Source organism: Ralstonia mannitolilytica (assembly GCF_000954135.1).
Taxonomy (GTDB): Bacteria; Pseudomonadota; Gammaproteobacteria; order Burkholderiales; family Burkholderiaceae; genus Ralstonia; species Ralstonia mannitolilytica.
In genome coordinates this window covers 987,340-1,003,932 of sequence record NZ_CP010799.1, presented here as the reverse complement: position 1 = coordinate 1,003,932, position 16,593 = coordinate 987,340, and the positions used below count along the sequence as shown (strand labels likewise).

General features: G+C 65.2%; 19 protein-coding genes. 5 read left to right on the top strand and 14 right to left on the bottom strand.

Features of this window, described 5'->3' with window-relative positions:
• Positions 1 to 3: 3 nt before the first annotated feature.
• The 3 genes from coxB to TK49_RS04830 all read right to left on the bottom strand — a co-directional run bounded on the left by coxB (position 4) and on the right by TK49_RS04830 (position 2,960).
• On the bottom strand, positions 4 to 1,260 hold the full coding sequence (gene coxB / locus TK49_RS04840; RefSeq protein WP_045785692.1) for a cytochrome c oxidase subunit II: 1,257 nt from the start codon (positions 1,258 to 1,260) through the stop codon (positions 4 to 6).
• 49 nt (positions 1,261 to 1,309) lie between these two features.
• On the bottom strand, positions 1,310 to 1,825 hold the full coding sequence (locus TK49_RS04835; protein WP_045785691.1) for a DUF2244 domain-containing protein: 516 nt from the start codon (positions 1,823 to 1,825) through the stop codon (positions 1,310 to 1,312).
• Between the two features lie 193 nt (positions 1,826 to 2,018).
• Positions 2,019 to 2,960 carry a methyltransferase domain-containing protein gene (locus TK49_RS04830; protein ID WP_045785690.1) on the bottom strand — a complete coding sequence of 314 codons (942 nt, stop codon included), beginning with the start codon at positions 2,958 to 2,960 and terminating at the stop codon, positions 2,019 to 2,021.
• A gap of 105 nt (positions 2,961 to 3,065) precedes the next feature.
• Here TK49_RS04830 and TK49_RS04825 point away from each other — a divergent pair, with 105 nt between their 5' ends.
• Positions 3,066 to 3,788: a ComF family protein gene (locus TK49_RS04825; protein ID WP_045787750.1), complete on the top strand. Its 723-nt coding sequence runs from the start codon at positions 3,066 to 3,068 to the stop codon at positions 3,786 to 3,788.
• 111 nt (positions 3,789 to 3,899) lie between these two features.
• Positions 3,900 to 4,370: a tRNA (uridine(34)/cytosine(34)/5-carboxymethylaminomethyluridine(34)-2'-O)-methyltransferase TrmL gene (trmL, locus tag TK49_RS04820; protein WP_045785689.1), complete on the top strand. Its 471-nt coding sequence runs from the start codon at positions 3,900 to 3,902 to the stop codon at positions 4,368 to 4,370.
• Positions 4,371 to 4,392: 22 nt separating this feature from the next.
• Here trmL and TK49_RS04815 read toward each other — a convergent pair whose 3' ends face one another.
• From TK49_RS04815 to TK49_RS04800, 4 genes are all read right to left on the bottom strand, one after another.
• Positions 4,393 to 5,409 carry an NAD(P)H-dependent glycerol-3-phosphate dehydrogenase gene (locus tag TK49_RS04815; RefSeq protein ID WP_045785688.1) on the bottom strand — a complete coding sequence of 339 codons (1,017 nt, stop codon included), beginning with the start codon at positions 5,407 to 5,409 and terminating at the stop codon, positions 4,393 to 4,395.
• 85 nt (positions 5,410 to 5,494) lie between these two features.
• Positions 5,495 to 6,016: a protein-export chaperone SecB gene (secB, locus tag TK49_RS04810; protein ID WP_045785687.1), complete on the bottom strand. Its 522-nt coding sequence runs from the start codon at positions 6,014 to 6,016 to the stop codon at positions 5,495 to 5,497.
• Between the two features lie 161 nt (positions 6,017 to 6,177).
• A complete protein-coding gene (gene grxC, locus TK49_RS04805; RefSeq protein ID WP_045785686.1) occupies positions 6,178 to 6,435 on the bottom strand; it encodes a glutaredoxin 3 in 258 nt (85 codons plus the stop codon).
• A gap of 25 nt (positions 6,436 to 6,460) precedes the next feature.
• Positions 6,461 to 6,883 (bottom strand): rhodanese-like domain-containing protein, encoded by a 423-nt coding sequence (locus TK49_RS04800; RefSeq protein ID WP_045785685.1) that lies wholly within the window; start codon positions 6,881 to 6,883, stop codon positions 6,461 to 6,463.
• A gap of 165 nt (positions 6,884 to 7,048) precedes the next feature.
• On the opposite strand from TK49_RS04800, the gene gpmA reads away from it, so the two are divergent.
• The 3 genes from gpmA to TK49_RS04785 all read left to right on the top strand — a co-directional run bounded on the left by gpmA (position 7,049) and on the right by TK49_RS04785 (position 10,349).
• The gene (gene gpmA, locus TK49_RS04795; RefSeq protein WP_045787749.1) at positions 7,049 to 7,795 is read left to right on the top strand and encodes a 2,3-diphosphoglycerate-dependent phosphoglycerate mutase; all 747 of its coding nucleotides are present in this window, start codon (positions 7,049 to 7,051) and stop codon (positions 7,793 to 7,795) included.
• 118 nt (positions 7,796 to 7,913) lie between these two features.
• Entirely contained in the window at positions 7,914 to 9,530 is a 1,617-nt protein-coding gene (locus tag TK49_RS04790; protein WP_045785684.1) for a S41 family peptidase, read from the top strand.
• A gap of 69 nt (positions 9,531 to 9,599) precedes the next feature.
• On the top strand, positions 9,600 to 10,349 hold the full coding sequence (locus TK49_RS04785) for a HesA/MoeB/ThiF family protein (protein ID WP_045785683.1): 750 nt from the start codon (positions 9,600 to 9,602) through the stop codon (positions 10,347 to 10,349).
• A 65-nt stretch (positions 10,350 to 10,414) separates the two neighbouring features.
• On the opposite strand, the gene bfr is transcribed toward TK49_RS04785, so the two are convergent.
• The 7 genes from bfr to gshA form a co-directional block, all read right to left on the bottom strand.
• A complete protein-coding gene (bfr, locus tag TK49_RS04780; protein WP_004637092.1) occupies positions 10,415 to 10,894 on the bottom strand; it encodes a bacterioferritin in 480 nt (159 codons plus the stop codon).
• 133 nt (positions 10,895 to 11,027) lie between these two features.
• Positions 11,028 to 11,303 (bottom strand): (2Fe-2S)-binding protein, encoded by a 276-nt coding sequence (locus tag TK49_RS04775; protein ID WP_045785682.1) that lies wholly within the window; start codon positions 11,301 to 11,303, stop codon positions 11,028 to 11,030.
• A gap of 220 nt (positions 11,304 to 11,523) precedes the next feature.
• The gene (gene ptsP, locus TK49_RS04770) at positions 11,524 to 13,275 is read right to left on the bottom strand and encodes a phosphoenolpyruvate--protein phosphotransferase (protein ID WP_045785681.1); all 1,752 of its coding nucleotides are present in this window, start codon (positions 13,273 to 13,275) and stop codon (positions 11,524 to 11,526) included.
• Positions 13,276 to 13,316: 41 nt separating this feature from the next.
• Entirely contained in the window at positions 13,317 to 13,586 is a 270-nt protein-coding gene (locus tag TK49_RS04765; RefSeq protein WP_045785680.1) for an HPr family phosphocarrier protein, read from the bottom strand.
• Positions 13,555 to 14,010 carry a PTS sugar transporter subunit IIA gene (locus tag TK49_RS04760; RefSeq protein WP_045785679.1) on the bottom strand — a complete coding sequence of 152 codons (456 nt, stop codon included), beginning with the start codon at positions 14,008 to 14,010 and terminating at the stop codon, positions 13,555 to 13,557. Before TK49_RS04760 ends, TK49_RS04765 begins: the two co-directional genes overlap by 32 nt.
• Positions 14,011 to 14,084: 74 nt before the next feature.
• On the bottom strand, positions 14,085 to 15,065 hold the full coding sequence (gene gshB, locus TK49_RS04755) for a glutathione synthase (RefSeq protein ID WP_045785678.1): 981 nt from the start codon (positions 15,063 to 15,065) through the stop codon (positions 14,085 to 14,087).
• A 29-nt stretch (positions 15,066 to 15,094) separates the two neighbouring features.
• Positions 15,095 to 16,390 (bottom strand): glutamate--cysteine ligase, encoded by a 1,296-nt coding sequence (gshA, locus tag TK49_RS04750; RefSeq protein WP_045785677.1) that lies wholly within the window; start codon positions 16,388 to 16,390, stop codon positions 15,095 to 15,097.
• Positions 16,391 to 16,593: the final 203 nt, after the last annotated feature.

The following is a 16,593-nucleotide window of genomic DNA, read 5'->3' as shown; positions in this document are numbered from 1 at the left end:
CAATCAGCCGGCGCTGCGGTCTTGCGCCGCAGTCGCCTGTTGGGACGCCACCTTGCCGGCGGATTCTGTTGCAGCGGTCTTGGCGCCGCCGCCTTCCGGCATCTTGCCGCCGCGCGCATCCTTCACCTGCGAAGGCTGCAGCAGATCACCCGTGTGGTTACCCCAGTTGTTGCGCTCGTAGGTGACGACGGCGGCGATCTCCACATCGTTGAGCGCCGACGCCCAGGGCGGCATCGCAGCCTTGCCGTGCAGCACGATGTTCAGGTGCTCAGCCAGCGGGCCGTTCGCAATCTTCGAGCCGTCCAGCGCCGGGAACGGGCCGCCGCCCTTGCCGTTCGGCTGGTGGCACACCGCGCAGTTGGCGGCGTAGACCTTCTCGCCGCGCGACTTCAGCTCGTCCAGCGTGTAGGTCTTGTTCGGGTCATCGGCCTTGGCGGCCATTTCCTTCTTCTTGCCGTCGACCCACTTGGTGTAGTCATCCTGCGAAAGCACACGCACGACGATCGGCATGAAGGCGTGTTCCTTGCCGCACAGCTCCGCGCATTGGCCGCGGTACACGCCGACCTTCTCCGCCCTGAACCACGTGTCGCGCACGAACCCCGGAATCGCATCCTGCTTGACGGCAAATGCCGGCACCATCCACGAGTGGATCACGTCGTTGGCCGTGGTCACGATGCGCACCTTGCGATTGACCGGCACGACGAGTTCGTTGTCGACCTCGACCAGGTACGTGTTGCTCTTGGGCGCCTGGTTGTTGATCTGGTCGCGCGGGGTGGTGAGCGTGGAGAGGAACGAGATGCCCTCGCCTTCGCCCTTCAGGTAGTCGTAACCCCACTTCCACTGGTAGCCGGTGGCCTTGATGGTGAGGTCGGAATTGGTGGTGTCCTTCATGGCGACCACGGCCTTGGTGGCCGGCAGCGCCATCCCGATCACGATCAGGAACGGCACGATGGTCCAGATGATTTCAACCGTGGTGCTTTCGTGGAACGTCGCAGGCTTGTGGCCGACCGACTTACGGTGCTTGAAAATGGAGTAGAACATCACCCCGAACACACCGATGAAGATCACGATACAGATGATCAGCATCATCCAGTGCAGCCAATGGATCTCGGCAGCGATCTTGGTGACCGGGGGCGCGAGATTGAGCTGCCGCACTGCGGGGCCGCCCGGCATGTCTTCCACTGCCAGGGCCGTTTGACTGAGGGCGAGGAGTGAGCCTGCCGCCAGCAAACTTGCCAATGTCTTATTCAACATTTTCATTTTTCGTTGTCCCACAATTTACAGATTCCACTCTGCCCCGGCGCGAGGCTCACGGAACGTGGGGTGGCGGCCCAAGCTCCAAACACCGGGAAAGCTCGTCTGCGAAACGTCGCCGGCCGGCAGGATCAAGAAACCTCCCCACCCGCACGACGCGCCCGCTCGAACACAGCGCGACCTGCTCTCGCAGCGGATCCTCCAGCTCCACCCGCACCCAGCGTGCGTTGAAGACGTGGCGAATCCGTCGGTTCGCAAAAACCTGCTCGATCACCAGCGCATCGTCGTCCAGCCAGACGTGCTCGTAATCGGAGGCGTGGCGGGCATAGTACAGCAATGCCCATCCGAGAATCGCGACCTCCAGTCCCGAGAAAGGCAACACCAACCAGGCGCCTTGCCACGCAAAGAACGAAGCGATCGCGAACGAGAGGATGACAATCGAGAGGTAGAACCAGCCGACCTGGCGAGGTGAAAGCGAGCAGTTTCGCTTCATGAGCCAGTTCTTCCGCGGCGATTCCGGGATGTTGGAGGCGCCGCACGCTGGCTGGAGCGCGATTCCAATGTCGTGCATTGAACCACTCCTGCCTCGGATGCATACCCGTACGGTTCGCCCGTGGCAAAAAACGGGATAGGCCTTTGGGGGACTGCTGCGACAAACTGGCGCATTATATGTTTGCAATTGACCCCAAACAAGGCAAAGCGCCTTTATGCAAGTCCCGGCTTGACAAGACCCCGTCAATACCGTTGTTGGCCGCGGAAGCGTTTCAGGCGCGCGGTTTGCGACCGATCTGGTCGATTGGAATCATGGCCCTGCCTTGCTCGTCCAGCGCCTGCCGGGGGCTCGGCGCGAGCTTCCAGGCGTGGCCGTAAACGACTTCGAAGGTCAGCGGAATGAGCCCGTCCGGATTGCGCTGGGCGTCGAGCGCGTCAAATAGCCGCTGGCGCCACCGCGGCGTATGCAGGCCCGCACCGGCGAGGCTGCGGCCCGCTTCATCGGCCAGCCCCGCCATGCCGCCCAGCAGATGCACATCGGCCAGCAGCGCCTGCGGGGTTTCGTACGTGATGGTGAGCTGCTCCATGTCCATCACGGGCGTGGACCAGCGGCTGTGCACGAGCATGTCGCCAATGTCGTGCATGTCGACAAAGCGCAGCGTGTGGACGCCCGCGTCGATGCCCGCCAGCGCACTGCGCAGCTCGCGCAGCGTATCGGGCCCGAACAGGCTGAACATGAGCAGCCCGCCCTCCGACGTCACGCGGTGCCACTCCGGAAAGATCGCGTGCGGCGCCGGATCCCAGTGCAGCGCCAAGTTCGACCAGAGCAGGTCGAACGACGCAGCGGCAAACGGCAGCGCCCGAAAATCGGCCTGGGCGAAATCGAATACGGGGCGCTTCTTCAGCAGGCGACCGAGCCAGCCGGCATCGGTGCGCTGCGGGTCAAGCGTCTGCGCCCGCGCCAGCATGGCGGCAGACCAGTCCACGCCGCAGATCTGCGCATCCGGATACTGCGCACGCAGCACCGCCAGCCCTTGCCCGAGGCCGCATCCGAGGTCGAGCGCGCGCGACGGCGTGGCCTTGATATAGGACAGCCGATCGTGCATGCGGCTGCCGACCTCGCGCAGCAGGAAATCCACGTCGGCGAAACGCGCGGCGCGGCGGTCGAAGGCGCGCCGCAGGGCGGCAGGACGGGCGAGGATGGGATCGGACATCAAAGAACCAGCGGGAAACTGCGGTTGCCAAGTATACCGGCGCGCAGTTTGAGGCGCCGTCCGATGGCGCCATGGCCGCCAAACGGCTTAGATAGCGGTTTTTTGATGCTCAAACACGCGTTATCTGCATGGTTTCGCGCCGGTTTGCGGGAGTTGCTGCCGTGCGCGTGCGCTGTGTGCGGTGCGGTCCAGCGCGAGCTCGTCTGCGCCGGCTGCATGGACGACCTTGCCCCGCTGCTCGGCAGGCGCCGCTGCATACAGTGCGCCATTGCGCTGGAAACGCGGCATCTTGCCCGCCATTGCCACGCCTGCCTCGCCGGCGCGCCCGACTTTGATGCGACCGTCACCCTTGCGGATTACGGCTGGCCGCTCGACCATCTCGTCACCGGATTGAAGTTCCGCGGCCAGTTGCCGCTCGCCGGCTGGCTGGCAGGTCGGCTCGGGGAGGCGTTGCGCGCCGCGCCGGGTAGGCTGCCGGACGTCCTGGTACCGGTGCCGCTCGCCCCCGCACGCCTGCGCTTGCGCGGCTACAACCAGGCGTGGGAGATCGCGCGGCGGCTGGAGGGGCAGTTGCAGATCGCCGCCCTGCCCACCGCCTTGCAGCGCGTGCGCGACAATCCCGCTCAGGCCACGCTGGACCGCGCCGAGCGGCTCGCCAACCTGCACGGTGCGTTTGTCGTCGCCGAGCCGGCCCGCATCGCCGGGCGCCATGTCGGCGTCGTGGACGATGTGATGACCACCGGCACCACGCTCGGCGAGATCGCCACGCAACTCAAACGCGCGGGCGCGCTGCGCGTCACGAATGTCGTGGCCTTGCGCACGCCGTGACGGCGTGCTTATGCGACATTCTGTCGCGCCCGCCACCGAACGCTGTGGCGGCGTGACAACCCTTCCCAATGTGGATAAGCTCGCCGCCGGAGTTTTCCCGCCACCGCAGCCATGTTCAACGTCGTCCTCGTCGAGCCCGAAATCCCGCCCAACACGGGCAACGTGATCCGCCTGTGCGCCAACACGGGCGCGCAGTTGCACCTGATCGAACCGCTGGGCTTTCCGCTTGAAGACGCGCGCATGCGGCGCGCGGGCCTGGACTACCACGAGTACGCGACGATGCGCGTGCATGCTGATTGGGGCGCCTTCCTGCGCGATGCGCAACCTGACCCCAGCCGCATGTTCGCGCTCACCACGCGCGGCTCGACGCCGTTTGCCAGCATGGCCTTCCAACCCGGAGACTGGTTCGTGTTCGGATCCGAAACGCGCGGATTATCCGAAGAACGACGCGAGTGGTTTCCGGCGTCACAGCGCATCCGCCTGCCGATGCGCCCCAACAACCGCAGCCTGAATCTGTCGAACACCGTGGCGGTGGTCGTCTTCGAGGCGTGGCGGCAGAACGGATTCGCGGGCGGCGCCTGAACACACAGCGCCGCACCCCGTCCTAGCGCGCGGACTCCGACTTGGCGTCGCGTTGCAAGAGGCGCTCCACCGCGCGCGCGGGCGCCAGCCCTTCGAACAGGACTTCGCAGACGGTAAACGTGATCGGCATATCGACGCCCCGGTCACGAGCCAGTGCCGCGACCGCGCGTGCGCAACGCACGCCCTCGGCAACATGACCGAGGCTGTGCAGGATGTCGTCGAGCGTGCGGCCTTGCGCAAGCTGCATCCCGACTGTCCGGTTGCGTGACAGATCACCGGTGGCGGTGAGCAGCAGATCGCCCATGCCGGTGAGTCCCATGAAAGTCTCCGGCCGGCCGCCAAGCGCAAGCCCAAGGCGCGTCATCTCGGCCAGCCCGCGCGTGACCAGCGCGGCGCGCGCGTTCAGGCCCAGGCCGAGGCCGTCCGCGGCACCAGTGGCGATCGCGAGCACGTTCTTGACCGCGCCGCCCACCTCCACGCCGACCAGGTCGTCGCTTGCATACACGCGCATGGCGTGATGGTGAAAGCCGCGCTGCGTGAACCTGCACAGCGTGTCGTTGGTCGATGCGACGGTCATCGCGCACGGCAGGCCCTGTGCGACTTCCTTGGCGAAGCTGGGGCCGGACAGCACACCGGTTGCCAGATCGCTGCGCCCGGTCTGGCGAAGGACCTCTGCAACGATGGCGTGGGGCAATGCTCCCGTCTCGGGGTCGAAGCCCTTGCACAGCCAGATGACGTTGCTCACGCCGCCATGCTCGGCAACGGCACGCGTCAGATCGGCCAAGCCCGCCACGGGCGATGCAATGACGGCGAGTGCGTCATCACCCGCTGCGTGGTCGAGCGCCGCTTGCAGGTCATCGGAAAACCGCAGCATTGCCTGCAGCGCGATGCCCGGCAGATACGTTGCATTGACGTGCGTGGCGGCCATCTGCGCAACGAGGCTGGCATCGCGGCCCCACAGCACGACATCGTGCGATTGCGCGGCATGGCTGGCGAGGGCGGTGCCCCAGGCGCCGGCACCCAGAACGGAAATTCGCATGCGCGTATTCAACATCGGTCAGGCAAAAAAAATACCCGCGCGAGCGTGTGGCCGGCGCGGGCTTCAGGCGCGGTGCGCCCCGTGTTCAGTGGGTGGCCTTCGAGCCGTCCGGCATCACCAGACCGGCGCCGCCGCCCTGGGCTTGCGCCTCTTCCATCGCGGCAGCCAGGCGTTGCTCGTACAGCGCCTGGAAGTTGATCTCGGCCAAGTGGATCGGCTGGAAGCCGGCGCGGCCAATGGTGTCGGCAATGTTCGAGCGCAGGTACGGGTACACGATGGTCGGACAGGCGATGCCCAGCAGCGGGTCCATCTGCTCGGCCGGCACGTTGCGGATGTCGAAGATACCGGCTTGCTTGGCTTCCACCAGGAAGGCGACCTTTTCCTTGACCTTGGTCGTGACCGTGCCGATGACGACCACTTCAAACACGCCCTCGGCCAGTTGCGAAGCGGACACGTCCACCTGCACTTCCACGGTCGGCTGTTCCTGCTCGAGGAAGATGTGCGGCGAGTTGGGCTGCTCCAGCGACAGATCCTTCAGGTAGACGCGCTGAATGTTGAAGAACGGCTGGCCATCCTGGCCCGGTTGCTGTTGTTGCTGGTCGCTCATGACTCGCCTTCAAAATGGATGTGGTCAGTGCTTGGCGGAACGCGTCCGCCGTGCAAGACGCGTATGGTACATGAGGCAATGGTGCAGGCCATTGCGAGGACACCTAAAAATACAACGCCCGGTCAAGGCCGGGCGTTCTGTGTGGCAAGCGCGTCGCCAGGTCAGGCGGCCAGCAGCGGCACCAGGCCGCCTTCGCGGTCCAGCGCGGACAGATCATCAAAGCCGCCGATGTGTCGATCGTCGATGTAGATCTGCGGCACGGTGCGGCGGTTCGTGCGCGCCATCATCTCTTCGCGCTTGCCGGGTTCGCGGTCGATCAGGATCTTTTCGATCTGCTCGACGCCGCGCTGCTTCAGGAGTCGTTCCGCTGCCACGCAATAGGGGCAGACGGTGGTGCTGTACATGACCACGTGCGCCATAACATCAAACCTCGTTGTCTTTTCGTTACTTCACGACCGGAAGGCCTGCCTGCTGCCAGGCGGCCAATCCGCCCTCGAGCGAATAGACCTCACTGTAACCGGCCTGCTTCAACACTGCTTGCGCCCGCCCGGCGCGCTGGCCGGTCTGGCATACGAGGATGATGGGGGTCTCTTTGTTCTTTGCAAGGCCGGCCGCCTTGCCTTCGAGTTCGCCAAGCGGCGCATGCTTGGCTTGCGGGAGATGGCCGGCGGCGTACTCGCTGCTCTCGCGCACGTCCACCACCACGGCGTTGCGGCGGTTGATGAGCTGCGTGGCCGTCGAGGCACTGACCTTGGCGCCGCCCCCGCCGGCAATGCGGCGCTGGACGGACGACCAGACCAGCAGCCCGCCCGAAACGATGGCGATGGCAAGCAGGGCGAGGTTGTTGTAATCGGCGAAAAACTTCACGGTATCGGTTTCCTGGGATGGGTCGGTCGGGCCTCGTCCGAACGGTTCGGAGAGCCAATGCCGGCGGCATTATAAAATAGCCGGTTTCAGCGGTCGCACGTCAAGGCGTCGACAGATCGCCGCAGGCCGCGCGCGCAGGTTTTCTCACTTCTCATCATGGCAGTCATGCACAAGCTCGTCCTCATCCGCCACGGCGAATCGACGTGGAATCTCGAGAACCGCTTCACCGGCTGGGTCGACGTCGACCTCACCGATACGGGCGTCGCCCAGGCCCGCCAAGGCGGCAAACTGCTGCGCGAAGCCGGCTTCACCTTCGACCTCGCCTACACCTCGGTGCTCAAGCGCGCGATACGCACGCTTTGGCATGTGCAGGATGAAATGGACCTGATGTGGATCCCGACCCGCAACGAATGGCGCCTGAACGAACGCCACTACGGCGCGCTGTCGGGCCTGAACAAGGCGGAGACGGCCGCCAAGTTCGGCGACGAGCAGGTATTGATCTGGCGCCGCAGCTACGACACGCCGCCGCCCGCCCTCGAGCCCGGGGCCGAGAACGACGCCTTCGGCAACCCGCGCTATGCCGGCCTCACGCGCGAGCAGGTGCCCCTGACCGAATGCCTGAAAGACACCGTGGCGCGCGTGCTGCCGCTGTGGGAAGAGTCGATTGCGCCGGCCATCCGGAGCGGCAAGCGTGTCGTCATTGCAGCGCATGGCAACAGCATCCGCGCGCTGGTGAAGTACCTCGACGGCATTTCCGACGCCGACATCGTCGGCCTGAACATCCCCAACGGCACGCCGCTAGTGTATGAGCTGGACGCCAACCTCAAGCCGATCCGCCATTACTACCTGGGCGACCAGGAAGCAATTGCCGCGTCGCTCGCGGCGGTGGCCAGCCAGGGCAAGTCCAAATAATCCGTAACGGGCGCTGCGGCACCTCAACGCCTTTATACTGTCAAAGCCTGACACCCGGGATGTGCGCAAGCCGTCCCGGGTCATGTTTATCTACCGTCCCACCGTCCGCTCCCGACACATGCGAACTTCGCTCAAGAACATCAGCTTGATCGCCATCGGCCTCGTTACCGGGGTACTGGCGACGCTTCAGCTCTCCGCCACCGCGCAGAATGCGACGGTCGGGCCGCTTCCGCTGGAGAAGCTCAGGCTCATGGCCGACATCTTTGGCCAGATCAAGCGCGAGTATGTCGAGCCGGTGGACGACGACAAGCTGCTGACCGAAGCCATCAAGGGCATGGTCGCCAGCCTCGACCCCCATTCGGCCTACCTCGACAAGAAGGACTTCCAGGAGCTGCAGGAGGGCACCCAGGGACGCTTTGCCGGCCTGGGCATCGAGATCTCGCAGGAGGAAGGTCTTGTCAAGGTCATCAACCCGATCGAAGACACCCCGGCCTTCCGCGCCGGCGTGCAGCCGGGCGACCTGATCACCCGCATCGACGACAAGCCGGTGCGCGGCATGCCGCTCGAGCAAGCCGTCAAGCGCATGCGCGGCGCGCCGGGCACCAAGGTCACGCTGACCATCTACCGCAAGAAGGAAGAGCGCACGTTCCCGCTCACCATCACCCGCGCTGAAATTCAGGTGCAGTCGGTCAAGGCCAAGCTGCTCGGCGACGGCATTGCCTGGGTGCGCATCACGAGCTTCCAGGAACGCACCGTGCCGGACCTGGCCAAGAAGCTGAACGACCTGGCCAAGCAGGACGGCCACCTCAAGGGCCTGATCCTGGATCTGCGCAACAACGGCGGCGGTGTGCTGCAGGCCGCTGTGGGTGTGTCGGCCGCGTTCCTGCCGCCGGACGTGACGGTGGTCTCGACGAACGGCCAGGTGCCGGACGCGAAGCGCACGTACAAGACGACGTTCGCCAACTACCGCCTGAGCAACTTCGATTCCGATCCGCTCGCCAATCTGGACCCCGAGTTCAAGACCGTGCCGATCATCGTGCTGACCAACGCGTACACGGCCTCCGCTTCGGAAATCGTGGCCGGCGCGCTGCAGGATCACCACCGTGCCAAGACGATGGGCAAGACGACCTTCGGCAAGGGCTCGGTGCAGACGGTGCGCCCGCTGTCGAACGACACCGGCATCAAGCTGACCATCGCGTACTACTACACGCCATCGGGCAAGTCGATCCAGGCAAAGGGCATCCGCCCGGATATCCCGGTCGACCAGAATCCGGAAGGCGATCCGGACGACGCGCTCATCACCCGCGAGATCGATACCGAGCGCCACCTGCACAACAAGCAAGAGTCGGAAGAAGCGGAGATGACGGAGCGCGAAAAGCGCCGCGTCGAAGAGCTGCGCCGCCTAGAAGAAGAAAACGCCAAGAAGACGCCGGAGCAGCGCGAGAAGGAACGCAACAAGAAGCCGATCGAGTTCGGCTCGGCCGACGACTTCATGCTGCAGCAGGCCATTGCCGACCTGAAGGGCCAGCCGGTCAAGCGTTCGAAGTCGGTGCTGGAAAGCGCAGCCGCGACCGTGCCGGACAAGGCCGTGAAATCGCCGGCCGCCAAGGAATCGAGCCAGCCCGCCAAGCTGCCCAAGGGCAAGGCGGCGCCGGCTTCCGAGCCGGCTGCGCCCAAGCCCAGCGGCCCGGCAAGCAGCGTGCAGCCGGCCCCGGAACCCACCGGCGCCCGCTGACACGCAACCCGGCGAACACTGGCAAACTTACGAGGCCGTGCACTGCACGGCCTTTTTCATTGCACCGCCATGAACGACGATCAACTGCTGCGCTATTCGCGCCATATCCTGCTCGACGAAATCGGCATCGAAGGGCAAACGCGCCTGCTGCAGGCGCACGCGCTGGTCATCGGGGCGGGCGGGCTCGGCGCCGCAGCCCTGCCCTACCTGGCGGCGGCCGGGGTTGGAACGCTGACCATCGTCGACGACGACACGGTCGACCTGACCAATCTGCAGCGCCAGATCCTGCACACCACCGAGTCGGTCGGGCAGCCCAAGGTGGCGTCGGCGCAGGCAGCCATCGCGCGGCTGAACCCGGACGTGCGCGTGAATGCCGTGCAGCGCCGGCTCGATGCGGATGCCATCGGCGCGCTTCTCGGCGGCGTCAGCGTGGTGCTGGACTGTTCGGACAACTTTGCCACGCGCCAGGCCGCCAACCTCGCTTGCGTACGGGCAGGCGTGCCGCTTGTGTCGGGAGCCGCCATCCGCTTCGACGGGCAGATCAGCGTCTTCGACAGCCGCGCAGGCGGACCGTGCTACGCCTGCCTGTTCCCGCCCGACGAGCCGGCGCCCGAGGTGGCGTGCGCGACGATGGGCGTGTTCTCGCCGCTGGTCGGGATGGTGGGCACGGTGCAGGCGGCCGAGGCGCTCAAGCTCGTCGCCGGCATCGGCCGTTCGCTTGCTGGCCGTCTGCTGATGCTCGACGGTCTATCGATGGAATGGACGACGATGCGCATCGGGCGGCAGTCGTCGTGTCCGGTCTGCGGCGACGCGCACTGATGCGCCGAGCACGCGCAATAAAAAAAGGAGGCTGAGGCCTCCTTCTTTTTGCCGTCCGTCGAGTCTTACTCGCCCTCGGGCTCCATCTGCGATTGCAGATAGTTCTGAATGCCAACCTTGTCGATCAGCTCCAGCTGCGTTTCGAGCCAGTCGATGTGCTCCTCCGTGTCGTCCAGGATGTCGACCAGGATCTCGCGGCTGACGTAATCCTTGACCGATTCGCAGTAGGCGATGCCTTCGACCACCGTGCCGTGCGCGGCACGCTCGAGCTTCAGGTCGCACTCGATGATTTCCTTCGTGTCCTGGCCGATGAAGATCTTGCCGAGGTCCTGCAGGTTGGGCAGGCCGTCGAGCATCAGGATGCGCTCGATCAGGCGGTCGGCATGCTTCATCTCGCCGATCGATTCCTTGTATTCGTGGTCCCCGATGCGCTTGAGCCCCCAGTGGCCATACATGCGCGCGTGGAGGAAGTACTGGTTGATTGCGGTCAGCTCATTCTTGAGCTGGGCGTTCAGATATTGGATGACCTTCTTATCGCCTTTCATTCTCGGGGCTCCTGCTGGTGAGGGACGCGCGCCGGCGTCCGTTCAAGACGAGCCCGCGTTCTGATCCAGCAAGCAACAAATGCCGCCGAGGCTCAGGCCCGGGCGGCAGTTCGCGGCGGTAAAAAGGCAAGGATCAGGCAGCCAACGCCTTGGCCGCAATGGCCTGGTCATTGGCGACGGGCTCGTCGCGACGCTCGATTATGGCATGCGTGCTGGCACGGCCCAACACCTGATCGACGGGGATGCAGCTCACCGCTTCGGCGAGCACCTGCTTGGCGCAGTCCCGGCATTGTCCGCAGCACGTGCCCACGCCGAGCGTCTCGGCGAGTTCGTCCAGGGTCGATACGCCCAGACGGGCGGCGCCATGGATTTCGCGGTCGGTCACTTGGTTGCAGATGCAGACGTACACGGGGCTCCTCCGCAGCGCTCACAACGCGCTGTCAGGCCAGAATAACAGAGAATGGTAATGAGAACAATTCTTGTTCGACCCCATTCGGCAGGCGGGGTCTTGGGGGTGCGCGCAAGCCGTCTTTTAGATGAAAGACGTGGAATTTCAATCACTTAGGGAACAATGACCGCAGGACAGGCGATGCGGCGGCACAACGGCCGCCGCCGCTGGCCCTGGCCGTTCAGGCCCGCGCCAGGGCGCCCAGCGCGTCTTGGATTTCGGCGGGTTCGCACGTGCACAGCAGGCGGTCGACCTCGCGCATGAGTCGCGGGCGGTCGGCGCGCAGGATCTGCTGCTTGACGCTCAGGAGCTGCGACGGATGCATCGAAAACTCGGTGAGCCCCATGCCGAGCAGCAGGCGCGTCATGGCGGCATCGCCGGCCATCTCGCCGCACACCGATACGGGCTTGCCGGCCTGATGCCCTTCGCGGATCGTGCGCGCGATCAGCTGCAGCACGGCGGGGTGCAGCGGGTCATACAGATGCGCGACCGCGTTGTCGGCGCGATCGATGGCGAGCGTGTACTGGATCAGATCGTTCGTGCCGATCGAGAGGAAATCCATGCGCCGCAGGAACACCGGCAGGATCAGCACCGCCGCCGGAATTTCAATCATGGCGCCAACCTTGACGGTCGGATCGTAGGCGAGGCCCTCGGCGTCGAGCGAGGCCTTCGCGCGCGCCAGGAGCTCCAGCGTCTGGTCGATCTCGCGGGCGTGCGCGAGCATCGGCACGAGAATCTTCACCGGCCCGAACGCCGAGGCCCGCAACAGCGCGCGCAACTGCGTGAGGAACATCGCCGGCTCCGACAGCGACCACCGGATCGCGCGCAAACCCAACGCGGGGTTGGGCGCCGTCTCGAACAGGTCGTCGCGGATGTCCAGCGGCTTGTCGGCGCCAATGTCGATCGTGCGGATCGTGACAGGCAAACCCTTCATCGATTCGACCGCCGTGCGGTACGCGAGGAACTGCTCTTCCTCGTCGGGCAGCGCGCCGCGGCGGTTCATGAAGAGGAATTCGGAGCGGAACAGCCCGACGCCGACGGCACCCGCCTTCACGGCCGCGGCGGCATCTTCGGGCATCTCGATATTGGCCAGCAGGTCGATCTGCGTGCCGTCGAGCGTGACGGTGGGCGTGTGGCGCAGGCGCTCCAGGCGCTTCTTCTGCAGCTCGCCTTCGCTGCGGCGGTGCCGGTACTCCTCGAGGATGGAGGCGTTCGGATCGACGATGACGATGCCGTTGTCGCCGTCGATGACGACGATGTCGTCCTGCCGGATCAGCGTGCTCGCGTTGTGCACGCCGACGGCCGCGGGGATGTCAAGGCTGCGCGCGACGATGGCCGTATGCGACGTGCGCCCGCCGAGATCGGTGACAAAGCCCGCGAAGGTCTGGCCGCGAAACTGCAGCATATCGGCCGGCGCAATGTCATGCGCGACGACGATCATGCCGGCATCCGGATCGCAGCCGGCTGCCACCGGCGCCGGCGCCAGCGCGGGCGCACCGGCCAACACCTTGAGAATCCGCTCGACGACCTGCTCGATGTCGGCCTTGCGCTCGCGCAGGTACTCGTCTTCGATTTCACCAAACTGGCGGATCAACTCTTCGAGCTGTGTGGTGAGCGCCCACTCGGCGTTGTAGCGGCGCTGGCGGATCAGCGTCTCCGGCACCTGGGAGAGCAGCGCGTCATCCAGGATCATCGCGTGCACGTCGAGGAAGGCGCCCATCTCTTCGGGCGCATCGGCGGGCAGGTCGCGCTTGAGCGCGATCAGTTCGGCGCGCACCGTCGCGCGGGCACTGCGCAGGCGCTCGACCTCTGCGTCGAGCTTGTCTTCATCGACAAGGTAGTGCGACACGTCCAGCGCCGCACGCGCCAGCATGTGGGCACGGCCGATGGCGATGCCGCGCGAGACCGGGATGCCGTGCAGGGTAAAGGGCATAGAGCGCTGGCCGGATGGCGGCGTGGAGTTGGACCGGCGGGCTATTCGCCTTCGCCGAAGCGATCGTTGATTAGGGCGACGAGGCCGTCCATGGCGGCTTGCTCGTCGGGGCCCTCGATCTCCAGCGTGACGGTGGAGCCGATGCCTGCGGCCAGCATCATCACGCCCATGATGCTCTTGGCGTCGACCTGGCGGCCGTTGCGCGACATCTTGATCTGACTGTCGAACTTGCTGGCGAGCTGCGTGAGCTTGGCGGAGGCGCGAGCGTGCAGCCCCAGCTTATTGATGATGGTGATATCCCTCTGCAGCATATTTGTCCGGATGGTTGGCAACCTGGTTCTGGACGGCTGTCGAGCCGACCTGCAGTACGCCTTGCGCGCCGCCGGCCAGAGCCTTGGCGGCAAGTTGTTCGAGTTTTTCGGAGCGGTAGCAGATGGCGCGCACGAGCATCGGCAGGTTCACGCCGGCCAGCACGCGGACGCGGCCCGGATCGGCCAGGCGCGAGGCGATGTTGGCGGGCGTCGCCCCGAAGATGTCGGTCAGCACCAGCGCGCCGTTGCCTTCGATGAGCTCGGCGAGCTTTTCGCGCGCCTGCGCCAGCACGGCAGCCGGCTCGGCATCGGGCAGGACGTCGATCGCACCCAGCCGTTCGGGCTGGCCGCAATAGACGTGTGCAGCGCAATCACGCAAGGCGCTAGCCAACGGCGCGTGCGCGATGATCAGAATCCCTGCCATGATGGAAATGCGAATCGGTGTGAATCCGATTGTATCAGGGCACCTCGAGCCGATCGTGCGGCCCGCCAGCGATTTCAGGCCGGCTTGCGCGCTAATCCGCTCGCCTTGCCGACCGCGCGCTCCAGCGCGTCGATGAACATGCCCGCCACGTTGAAGCCCGTCTGCTGCGTAATTTCCTGAAAGCACGTCGGGCTCGTGACGTTCACCTCGGTCAGATAGTCTCCGATGACATCCAGCCCGACGAGCAACAGGCCGCGCTGCCACAGCACCGGCGCAAGCGCATGGGCGATCACTTGGTCGCGCTCGGACAGCGGTTGTGCCTTGCCCGTGCCACCGGCGGCGAGGTTGCCGCGGACTTCGCCCGCCATCGGAATGCGCGCCAGCGAATGCGGCACGGGCGATCCGCCAATCAGCAGGATGCGCTTGTCGCCCTCGCGGATGGCCGGGATGTACTGCTGCGCCATGATCGTGCGGGCGCCGTTGTGGGTGAGCGTCTCGATGACGGCGCCGAGGTTCATGCCGTCCGGCCCCACGCGGAAGATGCCCGTGCCGCCCATCCCGTCCAGCGGCTTGAAGATGACATCGCCCTGCTCGGCGTGGAAGTCGCGCAGCCGCTTTGCGTCGCGGGAGACGATCGTCGGCACGGTGAACTCGCGGAACTGCGCAATCGCGAGCTTTTCGGAATGGTCGCGAATCGCCTGCGGCTTGTTGAAGATGCGCGCGCCTTGCCGCTCGGCAATCTCCAGCAGCCACGTGCTGGTGACATACTCCATGTCGAACGGCGGATCCTTGCGCATCAGCACGGCGTCAAAGCCGGTGAGCGGCAGCAGGCGCGCATCGCCGGCGCGGTACCAGTCGTGCCCGTCGTCTTCATTGCCGGTCAGCGCGATGGGCGTCGCGACGGTTTCCACCACGTTGCCCGACAGCGTGAGCTGCGACTGCAGGCACGTGTATATGGCATAGCCGCGCGCCGCCGCCTCGCGCATCATCGCGAAGGTGGAATCCTTGTAGATCTTGAACGTCGACAGCGGATCGACGATGAACAGGAGGCGCATGGCGGTTCCTTCTACAGCGTGGTCGCTGATCAGATCAGCGGGTTCGGATCGGTTTTCTCGAGCTCGAGCGACGCGGCCAGCAAGGCCAGGCGCGCCACCACGCCGTACATGTAGAAACGGTTCGGCTCACCGGCGCCTGGCTTGGCGTGGCTGTCCGGCAGCGAGGTCGACGCGAACGGCAGCGGCACGAAATGCATGCCCGGCGCGTTCAGATTTTCATCCACGCCGCGGCCCGTGTGTACCCGGTAAAAGCCGCCCACCACATAACGGTCGATCATATAGACGACGGGTTCGGCCACGGCCTCGTTGATCTTCTCGAAGGTGTGCACGCCTTCCTGCACGATCACCTCGGAGACCTCCAGGCCTTCCTTGACCACGCTCATCTTGTTGCGCTCCTTCCGGTTCAGGCCCTTGACCTCGGACGGATCGCGCACGGTCATGACCCCCATGCCATAGGTGCCGGCGTCGGCCTTGACCACCACGTACGGGGTCTCGGTCACGCCGTATTCCTTGTACTTCTTGGCCGTCTTCTTGAGCACCGTCTCGACGGCGTGGGCGAGTTCCTCCTCGCCCGCGCGCTCGTGAAAGTCCAGCCCGCTGCACTTGGTGAAATACGGGTTGACCATCCACGGATCAATGTCGATCAGCTTGGCAAACTTCTTGGCCACCTCGTCGTAGGCGCCGAAGTGGTTCGTCTTGCGGCGCTGCGACCATCCCGCGTGCAGCGGCGGCAGCAGGTATTGCTCGTTGATATTCTCGAGGATGGGCGGCACGCCGGCCGACAGGTCATTGTTCAGCAGGATCGAGCACGGGTCGAAGTCGTCCATGCCCAGGCGGCGGCCCTTGGTCCCGATGCGCTTGAGCGGCTCGACGACGAGGCGCTGGCCATCGGGCAGATCGATCGGCGTGGGCTCGGTGATGTCGTCCGACAGCGAACCGAGGCGCACATTGAGCCCGGCCTGGCGCATGATCTGCGACAGGCGCGCCACGTTCTGCAGGTAGAACATGTTGCGCGTGTGGCGCTCGGGGATCAGCAGGAGGTTCTTGGCGTCGGGGCAGATCTTTTCGATCGCGGCCATGGCGGCCTGTACGGCCAGCGGCAGCATCTCGGGCGCGAGGTTGTTGAACCCGCCCGGGAAGAGATTCGTGTCGACGGGCGCGAGCTTGAAGCCGGCGTTGCGCAAATCGACGGAACAGTAGAACGGCGGCGTGTGTTCCTGCCACTCGAGGCGGAACCAGCGTTCGATGGCGGGCGTGGCGTCAAGAATCTTCTGCTCGAGCTCCAGCAGCGGCCCGTTCAGCGCGGTGATCAAGTGCGGAACCATACCCTTCCTATTGATGTTATTTATCGCCCACTCCGATTGTAGAGGAATAGGCAATAGCTTGCAGACGATAGCGGGCTATCGATATGCGGCCGGGAGGGGGATTCGCAAGAGCCAGTCCGCGGCAGTGCGCAAAGCCACACAAAAACGCGGACAAAAAAAAAGCGCGGGGCTGCCGCGCTTGGGGAATAGCCTGACAGATACGG

Bases quoted from the DNA above. Each gene is read 5' to 3' on its own strand.
- coxB (WP_045785692.1), bottom strand. From the start codon at position 1,260: ATGAAAATGTTGAATAAGACATTGGCAAGTTTGCTGGCGGCAGGCTCA.
- TK49_RS04835 (WP_045785691.1), bottom strand. From the start codon at position 1,825: ATGCACGACATTGGAATCGCGCTCCAGCCAGCGTGCGGCGCCTCCAAC.
- TK49_RS04830 (WP_045785690.1), bottom strand. From the start codon at position 2,960: ATGTCCGATCCCATCCTCGCCCGTCCTGCCGCCCTGCGGCGCGCCTTC.
- TK49_RS04825 (WP_045787750.1), top strand. From the start codon at position 3,066: ATGCTCAAACACGCGTTATCTGCATGGTTTCGCGCCGGTTTGCGGGAG.
- trmL (WP_045785689.1), top strand. From the start codon at position 3,900: ATGTTCAACGTCGTCCTCGTCGAGCCCGAAATCCCGCCCAACACGGGC.
- TK49_RS04815 (WP_045785688.1), bottom strand. From the start codon at position 5,409: ATGCGAATTTCCGTTCTGGGTGCCGGCGCCTGGGGCACCGCCCTCGCC.
- secB (WP_045785687.1), bottom strand. From the start codon at position 6,016: ATGAGCGACCAGCAACAACAGCAACCGGGCCAGGATGGCCAGCCGTTC.
- grxC (WP_045785686.1), bottom strand. From the start codon at position 6,435: ATGGCGCACGTGGTCATGTACAGCACCACCGTCTGCCCCTATTGCGTG.
- gpmA (WP_045787749.1), top strand. From the start codon at position 7,049: ATGCACAAGCTCGTCCTCATCCGCCACGGCGAATCGACGTGGAATCTC.
- TK49_RS04790 (WP_045785684.1), top strand. From the start codon at position 7,914: ATGCGAACTTCGCTCAAGAACATCAGCTTGATCGCCATCGGCCTCGTT.
- TK49_RS04785 (WP_045785683.1), top strand. From the start codon at position 9,600: ATGAACGACGATCAACTGCTGCGCTATTCGCGCCATATCCTGCTCGAC.
- bfr (WP_004637092.1), bottom strand. From the start codon at position 10,894: ATGAAAGGCGATAAGAAGGTCATCCAATATCTGAACGCCCAGCTCAAG.
- ptsP (WP_045785681.1), bottom strand. From the start codon at position 13,275: ATGCCCTTTACCCTGCACGGCATCCCGGTCTCGCGCGGCATCGCCATC.
- TK49_RS04765 (WP_045785680.1), bottom strand. From the start codon at position 13,586: ATGCTGCAGAGGGATATCACCATCATCAATAAGCTGGGGCTGCACGCT.
- TK49_RS04760 (WP_045785679.1), bottom strand. From the start codon at position 14,010: ATGGCAGGGATTCTGATCATCGCGCACGCGCCGTTGGCTAGCGCCTTG.
- gshB (WP_045785678.1), bottom strand. From the start codon at position 15,065: ATGCGCCTCCTGTTCATCGTCGATCCGCTGTCGACGTTCAAGATCTAC.
- gshA (WP_045785677.1), bottom strand. From the start codon at position 16,390: ATGGTTCCGCACTTGATCACCGCGCTGAACGGGCCGCTGCTGGAGCTC.